The 7,924-nt window shown below is 56.9% G+C and carries 8 protein-coding genes and 1 pseudogene; 2 read left to right on the forward strand and 7 right to left on the reverse strand.

Annotated elements, in window-relative coordinates; translation table 11 throughout:
• Nucleotides 1-110: 110 nt before the first annotated feature.
• The 3 genes from I8N66_RS34420 to I8N66_RS34430 form a co-directional block, all read right to left on the reverse strand.
• Nucleotides 111-635: an Hsp20/alpha crystallin family protein gene (locus I8N66_RS34420; RefSeq protein ID WP_113536160.1), complete on the reverse strand. Its 525-nt coding sequence runs from the start codon at nucleotides 633-635 to the stop codon at nucleotides 111-113.
• A 209-nt stretch (nucleotides 636-844) separates the two neighbouring features.
• A complete protein-coding gene (locus I8N66_RS34425) occupies nucleotides 845-1,387 on the reverse strand; it encodes a CYTH domain-containing protein (RefSeq protein ID WP_291164131.1) in 543 nt (180 codons plus the stop codon).
• 201 nt (nucleotides 1,388-1,588) lie between these two features.
• A complete protein-coding gene (locus tag I8N66_RS34430; protein ID WP_113536162.1) occupies nucleotides 1,589-1,909 on the reverse strand; it encodes a cytochrome C in 321 nt (106 codons plus the stop codon).
• Between the two features lie 521 nt (nucleotides 1,910-2,430).
• Here I8N66_RS34430 and I8N66_RS34435 point away from each other — a divergent pair.
• Nucleotides 2,431-2,772 carry a DUF5335 family protein gene (locus I8N66_RS34435; protein ID WP_113536163.1) on the forward strand — a complete coding sequence of 114 codons (342 nt, stop codon included), beginning with the start codon at nucleotides 2,431-2,433 and terminating at the stop codon, nucleotides 2,770-2,772.
• Between the two features lie 281 nt (nucleotides 2,773-3,053).
• Here the strand turns inward: I8N66_RS34435 and I8N66_RS34440 are convergent, their stop codons facing one another.
• The 4 genes from I8N66_RS34440 to I8N66_RS34455 form a co-directional block, all read right to left on the reverse strand.
• Nucleotides 3,054-4,421: an adenylate/guanylate cyclase domain-containing protein gene (locus tag I8N66_RS34440; protein WP_291164136.1), complete on the reverse strand. Its 1,368-nt coding sequence runs from the start codon at nucleotides 4,419-4,421 to the stop codon at nucleotides 3,054-3,056.
• 202 nt (nucleotides 4,422-4,623) lie between these two features.
• Entirely contained in the window at nucleotides 4,624-6,213 is a 1,590-nt protein-coding gene (locus I8N66_RS34445) for an IS66 family transposase (protein WP_291164139.1), read from the reverse strand.
• A 53-nt stretch (nucleotides 6,214-6,266) separates the two neighbouring features.
• Nucleotides 6,267-6,620, reverse strand: a complete 354-nt coding sequence (gene tnpB, locus I8N66_RS34450; RefSeq protein ID WP_018857828.1) for an IS66 family insertion sequence element accessory protein TnpB — start codon at nucleotides 6,618-6,620, stop codon at nucleotides 6,267-6,269.
• Complete coding sequence (locus tag I8N66_RS34455) at nucleotides 6,601-7,023, reverse strand: transposase (RefSeq protein ID WP_291164150.1); 423 nt, start codon at nucleotides 7,021-7,023, stop codon at nucleotides 6,601-6,603. Before I8N66_RS34455 ends, tnpB begins: the two co-directional genes overlap by 20 nt.
• A gap of 664 nt (nucleotides 7,024-7,687) precedes the next feature.
• On the opposite strand from I8N66_RS34455, the pseudogene I8N66_RS34460 reads away from it, so the two are divergent.
• Nucleotides 7,688-7,924: pseudogene (locus tag I8N66_RS34460) on the forward strand (homocysteine S-methyltransferase); the annotation flags it as partial.

Raw genomic sequence — 7,924 nt, forward strand, 5'->3', positions numbered from 1 at the left:
CATCTCAATGATCCGTTCTCTCAGCGGGCGTGGCCTCTTTCATGCCACCTCCTTTCGTGGATGCGCCGCTCCGCAAGTGCTTGTTCTGCTGGCGGAGCGGTGGACAATCCTCACATCGCGTTCACCTGAATTTTGCGATCGTTCTGTCTAGCCTCCTTGCTCTTTGGCAAGGTGACGGTGAGGACTCCCTTCGAGAAGGTTGCCGCGATTTCGTCCGCCTTGACGCCGTCCGGCATTTTGAAGCTGCGTTGGAACGTGCCGTAGCGTCGCTCCGACAGAACATATTCCTTGCCCCTTTCTTCTTTTGCTTCTTGTTTCTCACCTCGAATCGTCAGAATTCCGTTCGAGACCTTCACTTCGACGTCCTTCTCCTCGATGCCCGGCAACTCGACGGTGATCTCGTAGCTTGCCTCATTTTCGACGAGATCTACCGCAGGCGCGATCGCCCACGTCGACAGTAGGGATGATTGCTGACTGGAGGGGCCAAACGACCGACGCCAGAAGCTCGGTGTGAAATCATCGAACAAGCGATCGATTTCGGCTCGAAGGCTATTAAAGGGCACCCACGATTCCGCACGGGGCCGGGTTGCGGTTTCATCTTGTTTGATGGGGAGTTTAGTTGCTGTTTCAGCCATGGCTGGTTTCTCCTTCGCATGAAGTTTGGTGGTCGGCGGCCTGTGCAGAAAATGGGGGGCGGCATGATCGCCTTACGTTTCGACTAATCTGCCGTTCACCGCCTGACAGCAATATTGAACCGCGCCCGAAGGGGAAAAGCATTGACGGCCGTCAAAAAGGCCGCATGTTCATGTAAGAACATCGGGTCGATGCAGGTCGTTTCGACCCATCACTCGCCCTGTTTACCGCGCCCCTGAGACCGCACCGCTGAAGATGGACGCTGGTCGGTCGCTGAAGCGACCCTCAGATCCGACGGATTGCCATTTGTTGTGGCCAGAACCCGGTTCGAAAAATGTGAGTTCCCAGTCACCTCGGGCCCGAGCCAATCGGGAAGAACGGGACTGTCAGCGAGGTCCCTTAATTCAACTTCTGCGATTACGAGGCCGCGATGCTGCCCGGAATAGACATCGACCTCCCAGGTGTGGCCTTGATGTTCCACTTCGAAGCGCGTTTTCTCAATGACACCTTGAGCATACTGAAACATCTCCTTCGCATCCGCGTATGGAATGTCGTATTCGAACTCCTCGCGTCTGGCTTGGCCGCTTCTAATCTTTACCGTCAACTTGGCGCACCTGGCATCAATAATCCTGACCCGGACCGTTCTGTTCTTCGTCGCTACAAGGTAGGCTTGCTGTAGCAGAAATCCTTCCGAAGCCTGCTGCCGCCACCGATCATCAAGCACCAAGAATTTTCGTTCAATTTCTGCAGCCATGTCTGCCTCGTTGATTGAAGGTGCAGTGTCATTATAGCCGGTGACACTTCACCGAGGTCTTAGCGACGGTTCGAGTTTGAGTGCGGGGACCGAGCGCTTTCGCGAACATCTGTGATGAAGCCGAAAACTAAGCGGCGCCTTGTATTCTCGAGAACATGAAAGTTGCATGACGCGCTTCACCGGTCATTGTTCGGCTGCCAATCATCGCGGGCGCTGGGCCTTGATGTAGGCGACAAGATCGCCAATCTCCGAACGCGTTAATGACAGATTGGGCATCCGTGAGTGCTGTGGTGCCGACAAAAAAGCCGACAATTTGGCCTCGTTAAAGTCCTTCGTCCGACTTATCTCCGCGAATGTCGGAACTGAGTCGGAGCCGTGCCCCTGTCCTGGTGCAACGATATGGCATTCGCTGCACCAGCGAACCGCTATTGTGCGTCCCTGGGCGAGATCAGCCGCGGCGACATGGCCGATGTGTAGGAGGATGGAAATCCAAATACCATTCAGAAAGATCAGCCGCTTCATTTTGGAGCGATCCCTTCTAAACTGTCGTCGGTGTTACATCGTCGACGAGCCGGGTTCCGCGTTGATGAACGCGGCTTGCCGTTTTCTTCTCAACGGGCGAGCCGATAAACCGTCGTAAAGCGAACGCATTGGCCCTTCCATAGAGCAATGTTATCGGGGACCGCTGCTTGCGTCTTTGATGCCGATCAATGCAGCCTGATTTGGGACGCACAGTCACTGACCATCACTGATGTGATCTGCCTGGTTCTCAACAAGAGGAGGGCCGGTCGAACAGGCGTACGCGCTTGGTGTTGCCAAAGATGCGCTAGCGGTGAGAACCCAGAAAGGGATCTCCCATACTATGGTGACGGCTGCGAGCCGAAATTAGTCCCGGCGTTTGATCGGCGACAAAGCTAAGTTCGCGCTCGCCGGCTACACTTAATCGTCATCGGCCCCTGCTGACACAATGTGGTCGTTACCAAAATGTGGCAAGGGGCGCCGGTCGGCTTTAGAGAAGCGCTTGCCGTCGAGGAGTGGTGAATATGACTAGCCGTGTCTTAGCCAAATCTGAATGGCATCTATATTTTGACCGGATTGCAAAAGCTCTCCAGGGCAAGCGCGTTCTGGTCGAAGTGATCGGCCTGAATCTCGGTGACCAGATTCAAGCGAAGTCAGTGATGTTGCTCGGCATCACGTTTGACCACAAAGGTGACTTGCTCGAAATCGCCTTGGAGGGCCTCGATCATCTCATTCACAAGCCAACCGCTATAACGGTTAGAGAAGGACCTGATGGGCTTAGTAATCTGGAAGTTGTGGATTCCGAGCAGCGTCGCCAGATCGTCACATTGGTCAGCCCACTCAGACTTTCCGTGCCTCACAACTAAGCAACCAATACTGAGAGTTTCGCGCTGCTACGGCATTTCAACAAGGGATTCCCCACGGCAGCGATGGTCGCCATGAACATCAGCGCCGTCAATGTCAACAGCCGCGCGTTGCCAATTCGAATTGCACGGCCCCGGTTTTTGAAGTCGGCGCGCTCGTGATCATGTGCCCCTCCATCCTTCTCGAATTGCACAACCATAAGGAATGGAGGTTCGAACCCGCACACGGTCCATTAAATTGTGGCGGGCTCCCAACTACCCTTGAAGCCGACCAGTAACCTCGGTCATTTGCCGGATTTCAATGCCTTCGCGGCAAAAAGAGCCACATGCTCTCCGCGACCGCCGAGGGGTTCTCGTCCGACCGGTTCCCACGCGTATTGGTGTCCCGCATGCAGCACCACCACCTCAGACGCAAGCAGCGAAGCGTCAAAGCGTTTTGTCGCCTGCTCTATCTTGGCAGCCACGTTGACTGTGTCGCCAAGCACAGTGAATTCAAGCCGATGCTCATCACCCACCAGCCCATAATACACTTCGCCGCTGTGAATGCCGATCCCCACTCGGACAGGCGGGTCGAAACCACGTTTGCTGTTCCACAGATCGATAAGCTCAAGGATCCGGTACGCGCACGCAACTGCGCGAGGGCAATCGTCGCTCTGCGGCTCCGGAATACCAAAAACAATCAGGGCGCCATCCCCGATGAATTTGTCCACCATTCCGCCAGAAGCCTCGGTTGCTCTCATCACGCGCCGCCGAAACGAGGAGATGAATACGGATAGCTTTCCTGGATCCAGCTTTTCCGCATAGGCGGTGAAGCCTCGTATATCTACAAACAGGATGGTGCCATGCTGCCGGCGCCCCTGGCGCCATGGACCAGCATCCGTCTGACCGACGAAGGGCGCGATTTCGGTGGGCAAGAAGCGGGCAAGGTTTGCGTGTGCAGCGGTTTCACTCGCTACCCGCACAAGAAGGCGTCGAGAGCGGGCCATCGCTAGCGCAGTAATCGAGCCCATCAACATCAACATGACAGCCCGCATGAGATACGGTGGCAGTGAGAGAAGACGCCCGATGTTATCGCTCAAATCTCCAAAAGATGTTGGTTCAGCAAGTCCTTTCAGGTTGAATCCGACGGCGTTTGCAGCGCCAAGGAGAGCGGCTACTGTGAAGAACGTCGCCCAAAGTTGAACGAGGGGGCGATATCGAAGAGCCCCGACCGCAAGGAGGAGAGGTACGGCCCACAGACTAGGGATGGCGACAATCCAGTTGCCCCCTAGGCGGCTGGCTTCCAGCGCAAAGTAAAGACTGGCACCTATGATTGCGGCGTCGCAGGTCACGAGGCCGTACGCCAACCAAGGTCTGAACCGTCGGGTGACAACCAGCAGGAACGATGTAACGCCCAGGATCAAAAATGCGACAACGGTAGCTAGCGCGGTTAACCGAAGCTGCTGCAGATTGTACTCTTGCGAGAGCTCAGTCGTTTCAGATGAAACCAGGAAACCACTTAGGAACAGCGCAATGCCGACGCTGATCCGAACCCAGCCGATCGTAAACTCCGCCTCATGCTCCGAGTCCCAGAAGACGTTTTCGACTGAAGTGTTCGTCAGGTCCGATCTAGCCGCCTCGATGTGTGAGGCTTTTCGCTGGAGAAACCGCATCGATAAACCCTCTCGCAACCAAAAAAGGCCCACCGCTAGAATCGCAGTTTGTTCAAGGTAGTGAGCCCAAAGTACCGGCGTGATTTTATGATGAAATTGAAAGAGTGTGTTTGCTGGAGATCAGTAAGCGCGATTTTCCCTGCGCATTGACGGCTGTGGCGCCGCTGAATCGCCCTGGCATCGGTAGCGATATCCGGCTCTATTAGGCCGCAGAGGTTTTGGAGAAGTTGAACGGTAGCAGGTCGCCGATGTCGGCCGCTTCGTCGCGCTGCGGCAACTCAGTGAGCACGTGGCGCAGCCAGGTGAGTGGGTCGACGCCACAGGCGCGGCAAGTCAGCATCAAACTATAGATCACTGCGCTGGCCTTGGCTCCGTCAGCGGTGTCGCTGAACAGCCACGATTTTCTTCCGGTGGCAAAAACTCTGATGTCGCGTTCCAGAATGTTGTTATCGACTGGCATCCTGCCGTCGCTGGTGTAGCGCGTCAGGTAATCCCATTGGTTCAGGGTGTAGGAGACGGCATCGCCGAGCTTGGTATCCGGCACGACCTTCGGCGCGATGTCGTCGAGCCACTCCTTCAGGGCGGTCAAGACAGGCAAGCTGTGCTGTTGCCGGAAACGGTGAATGCAGTCGGCCTGCGTTTCACCGACGTCGGGCTTTTCGCCTCGAGCCTGCCTTTCGATCCGGTAGAGCTGCTCGAAGAACCTGAGAGCTTGCTCCGGCGGGCCGCCACCTTTCTTTCTGGCTTTGAGGGCCTCAACGAAGCGCCGCCGGGAATGAGCCATGCATCCGACATGGGTTGCGCCATGCAATGTGCGCCACGCGGTGTAGCCATCGCTCACCAATATGCCGCGGTAGTCACCGAGGAAGGTCTGCGGGTGGATCTGGCTGCGGCCAGGCTGATAGTCGAGCAATACGATTGGCTGGTCACTGTCCTCGCCGCTGCGGTAGGCCCACATATACGAGGTGCTGGTGGCCTCCTTGTCCTTTTCCTTCAGGACCTGAACCGTCGTCTCATCACCATGAATGAGAGGCTGCGATCGCAACCGCAGTTTCAGAGCGTCATAGATGCGGTGCAGATGCCTCTCGCTCGAACCGATCACCCAATGAGCAAGAGCGCCACGGCTGATCGGAACGCCGGCCCGCTCGAATGTCTGCGCCACGCGGTAGAGCGGTGTGCCATCGACATATTTGTGGACGAGCGCGAAGGCCAGTGTCGAGGCCGTCGCGATGCTGCCCGGCAGGGGTTGCCTCGGCATCGGAGCGATCATGACGGGCGTGTTGATCCCGGTGCGATCGCAATGGCGGCAAGCGTACTTGAACCGCACATTCTGCAGGACCTTTGCCTTGACCTCGATATGGAGCTGCTCGGTAACGGCCTCGCCCATGCGATGCATTTGACTATCGCAGCATGGACAAGCCTTCTGATCGTCGGGAAGGTCATATTCGACACGCTCACGCGGCAAGTCTTCCGGCAGAGGTCTGCGGCCCCGCTTTTTACCCGCAGTGCTATCGACCGCCGGCAAGCCTGTATCCGGGAGATCGGCGACGTCGTCGCCATAATCACGATCATCCTCGTCTGCGGCCTCTTCGGCTTCGTTGAAGAGGCGATCGATGTGCTTTTCGCTGCGCGGGGCAAAGCGGTGGAGCCTTGCGAGTGCCAATTCCTCTTCCAGCTTGACGACCTGTCGCGAGAGCGCTTCCTTCTCGGCTTTAAGCGCAGCGATTTCGGCAGCATTTGCCGCCAACTGCGCCATCAGCGCTGCAATGTCAGGATCGCCACCTCGTACCATCCGATTCTTGAATCTGAACCGTCCCTTTGCGTCAACAGCTCAATTCGTCACCTTCAACCGGCGATCTGATATTGCCGCACCGGATGGCGGATCATCGCGTCGATATCGATGCCGTCGAGAATCCAGTGGAGCTGCTCTGTCGTCAGCACAACGACCGGCACCTCCCGACGGGGCCAACGGAACCTGTCTTCCGTCAATTTCTTCAGCACCATCACAAAACCGGAGCGATCAAAAAACAGGAGCTTCATCCGGTCGTGACGGCGATTGCAAAAGGCAAAGACCGCGGGAGCAAAGGGATCGAGCTCCATTACCTCCTGCACCAGAACCGCAAGGCTGTTGATGCCCGCGCGGAAGTCGATCGGTTCCCGATGCAGGTAGACCTTGAGGTCAGCGCCCAGTCTGAACATGGCTCAACGCTCCTATAATCGCCGCCAGTCCATCAACATCGCTGCATTCCACCGTCAGGCTGACCCCGTTCGGCAGTAGCGCGCTCACCTTGGATGCATGAAAGCGCTTGCCCAATGGCTCCGCCTTCGTCAGTCGATCGCTGGCAGAAGACGAGTGCATATCCGCAGCAATCTGAACCGGAACGAACGCCGAGACCAAAGGCAAAGGACGCTCCTCTCTGGCCTTCTTCAGCCACTTCCGAACGAGATTAGCATTGACGCCGTGTTCCAGCGCCAGCCGCGAGACCGAAACGCCGGGCTCTAAACACGCCGCGACAAGCTGATCTCTTGAGGCAGGGTCATATCGACGGCGGCCGTCGCGACCAACAAGCCGCACTTGCAATTTAGGAGCATCTTCATCCATGATTTGGTGTCCACCTATCTTTTGGTGGACACTTCATGCCTCAGAGCAATGCGCTTCTGAAGGCGCGCAGAAATTCGCGCTTACGGAGATCAGTTGTTACCTGGTTCTTCCAGGAGGTTAGTCCCAAGAAGGCGTGCTCCAGTTTAAAATATGTCCGCGTCACTCCAGCCGAGGCGGATTTTGGGGGTTCTCAATGACACATGTGTTCGAAGTGGTCGATGAAGCTGTGTCAAATTATGATCCCCGTGCGCACGGCGGAGGACTTCGCGAGCGCCGTCCGCGAGAAGCTGCTGCTCGAAGTAAGCGGGCTGACGCCTGGCTGGACTGCCCTGCCAGCGGCCGGGCGCGGCTCAGTAGACTGCTTGATCGGCACAAATATCCGAGCTTTCTTGAGGCGGCACTCCGGAATTGACTCGTGGACGCTGTCCATCCGCTTGCGGAAACGGTAGCCCTGAAAACCGCACCGTGGAGAGCCATAGTGTGTTTCGGCGTGCAAAAATTGGATGCCGATAGTCAGGCCGGTTGCCTGTTTTATCCCTTTGGCGAAGGCTTTTGAGGGATTTCGGAGTCGGCGACAGTCCGACGGACGCCCGGTCGCGCCCCGCCACCAAGTTCGACCGCGTCGCCAAAATTTGTTACAATGATCCTCCCGGGGGAGGATATCATGGGTATACTTGATCGCCTGTTTTCGTCGCCAGATCCGTTCATCAGCGACGGGGGCATGGAGACAGACCTGATCTTCCACGAAGGCGCCGAAATGCCGCTGTTCTCCTCGTTTGTTCTGCTCGACAGCCCAGAGGGGCGCGAGATGCTGCGGCGCTACGCGGTCTCGTATTTCGACTTGGCCCAGGCCGCGAGCCGGGGCTTTGTGATGGGCACGCCGACCTGGCGTGCCAATGGC

The organism is Ensifer sp. SSB1 (assembly GCF_016652895.1).
In the GTDB taxonomy this organism is placed as follows: domain Bacteria; phylum Pseudomonadota; class Alphaproteobacteria; order Rhizobiales; family Rhizobiaceae; genus Ensifer.

Excerpts from the sequence above, each read along its gene's own strand:
- I8N66_RS34435 (WP_113536163.1), top strand. The coding sequence starts at position 2,431 with ATGACTAGCCGTGTCTTAGCCAAATCTGAATGGCATCTATATTTTGAC.
- I8N66_RS34425 (WP_291164131.1), bottom strand. The coding sequence starts at position 1,387 with ATGGCTGCAGAAATTGAACGAAAATTCTTGGTGCTTGATGATCGGTGG.
- I8N66_RS34420 (WP_113536160.1), bottom strand. The coding sequence starts at position 635 with ATGGCTGAAACAGCAACTAAACTCCCCATCAAACAAGATGAAACCGCA.
- tnpB (WP_018857828.1), bottom strand. The coding sequence starts at position 6,620 with ATGTTCAGACTGGGCGCTGACCTCAAGGTCTACCTGCATCGGGAACCG.
- I8N66_RS34430 (WP_113536162.1), bottom strand. The coding sequence starts at position 1,909 with ATGAAGCGGCTGATCTTTCTGAATGGTATTTGGATTTCCATCCTCCTA.
- I8N66_RS34445 (WP_291164139.1), bottom strand. The coding sequence starts at position 6,213 with ATGGTACGAGGTGGCGATCCTGACATTGCAGCGCTGATGGCGCAGTTG.
- I8N66_RS34455 (WP_291164150.1), bottom strand. The coding sequence starts at position 7,023 with ATGGATGAAGATGCTCCTAAATTGCAAGTGCGGCTTGTTGGTCGCGAC.
- I8N66_RS34440 (WP_291164136.1), bottom strand. The coding sequence starts at position 4,421 with ATGCGGTTTCTCCAGCGAAAAGCCTCACACATCGAGGCGGCTAGATCG.